We start from the raw sequence: 1,288 nt of genomic DNA on the forward strand, positions 1-1,288 counted from the left end.
GCCTGCTATTGTTTAAGTGTCGGTACGCAGAGTGTGAAGACTGATTGCAAACGCTTAGAAGAGCAAGCAACTTTCCTGACGCGAAGCCATCCTTAAGGGTAGACTCAAGTTTACCTTTAAAGATGGGTTCCAGATTGAAGGTAGTAGTAAAGCAAACAGGCTACTAAAACAATCGAGCGGCCATTTATACTAAATCTGGAGATATATTATGAATATGAAAAAGAATCAGCAAGGTTTTACGCTAATTGAATTGATGATCGTTGTTGCGATTATTGGTATTTTGGCAGCGGTTGCCATTCCTGCTTATCAGGATTACACGATTCGAGCGAAAGTAACTGAAGGTATGGTTTCTGCGGCTGCGCTGAAAATTGGAGTAACAGATATGTTCGCTGATAGTGGTGTAGCTGGTATTGATTCGTATGCTGCTGTAGTTGCTGGGGACCAAGCGAACTTGAAGACTGGTTCAATTAAGGCAATCACTATTGATAAGTCTACAGACACAAATCCAGGAACAATCACTATTGATATGACTCTGATTCCTGCGATCTCTGGTGCAGGTAATCTTGCCTTCGTACCTTCGATTGGTACAAATCCTTTAGCGGATGCCAATGCAGCGGGAACAATTGTTTGGGCTTGTGATACTGCAGCAACAACAATTGCTGATAAATTCCTACCAGCGACTTGTAAGTAATCGCTACATAGGAACTAGCTAGCCTTTAAGGCTGCTAACGAGAAACCCCGGCTTAGTCCGGGGTTTTTTGTGTCTGAAAGGTTGATAAAAACATAAAGATTAATGTTTTACTCAAGACTAAGTAAGTGTTCATTCTTGCTTAATGTACTTTTGCCTATACCTTTTACTGCAACTAACTCTTCGAGGCGGGCAAACTCACCATAGCGCTCACGATAGTCAACAATGGCTTCAGCTTTTTTTAAACCTACGCCTTTCAATGCTTTGGCAATAGTTTGAGCATCTGCGCTATTGATGTTTATGGCCTTACTGGTTTGTATTGAACTATTTGGTTCATTGTCTGCATAGCTAATATTGCTGAAAGAAAGCAGCAAGCTAAACAAAAAAGGGATAAGCAGGCGGGGAGGGATGTTTGCGATGTTGTTAGAAAGAAAAGAGTTTGATTTCATAAGTTCGCTCCTTGCGTTAATAGAATCAAGTGCATGAACGGCTATTGAGCAATCCGTGTCAAAGCTTGTGTCATGCAAGTTCGATATTAACGGCTTCAGAGGCGATAGTGAATACTAATTCTATGATTATTCCTAATTAATTTAACTCACT

General features: G+C 40.8%; 2 protein-coding genes. One reads left to right on the top strand and one right to left on the bottom strand.

Annotated features, from left to right (window positions below):
- Positions 1-208 precede the first annotated feature (208 nt).
- Positions 209-691 carry a pilin gene (locus A3761_RS28295; RefSeq protein WP_304438929.1) on the top strand — a complete coding sequence of 161 codons (483 nt, stop codon included), beginning with the start codon at positions 209-211 and terminating at the stop codon, positions 689-691.
- Positions 692-798: 107 nt separating this feature from the next.
- Here the strand turns inward: A3761_RS28295 and A3761_RS00425 are convergent, their stop codons facing one another.
- Positions 799-1,137 (bottom strand): helix-hairpin-helix domain-containing protein, encoded by a 339-nt coding sequence (locus tag A3761_RS00425; protein WP_068512906.1) that lies wholly within the window; start codon positions 1,135-1,137, stop codon positions 799-801.
- Positions 1,138-1,288: the final 151 nt, after the last annotated feature.

The organism is Oleiphilus sp. HI0123 (genome assembly GCF_001635315.1).

Excerpts from the sequence above, each read along its gene's own strand:
- A3761_RS28295 (WP_304438929.1), top strand. The coding sequence starts at position 209 with ATGAATATGAAAAAGAATCAGCAAGGTTTTACGCTAATTGAATTGATG.
- A3761_RS00425 (WP_068512906.1), bottom strand. The coding sequence starts at position 1,137 with ATGAAATCAAACTCTTTTCTTTCTAACAACATCGCAAACATCCCTCCC.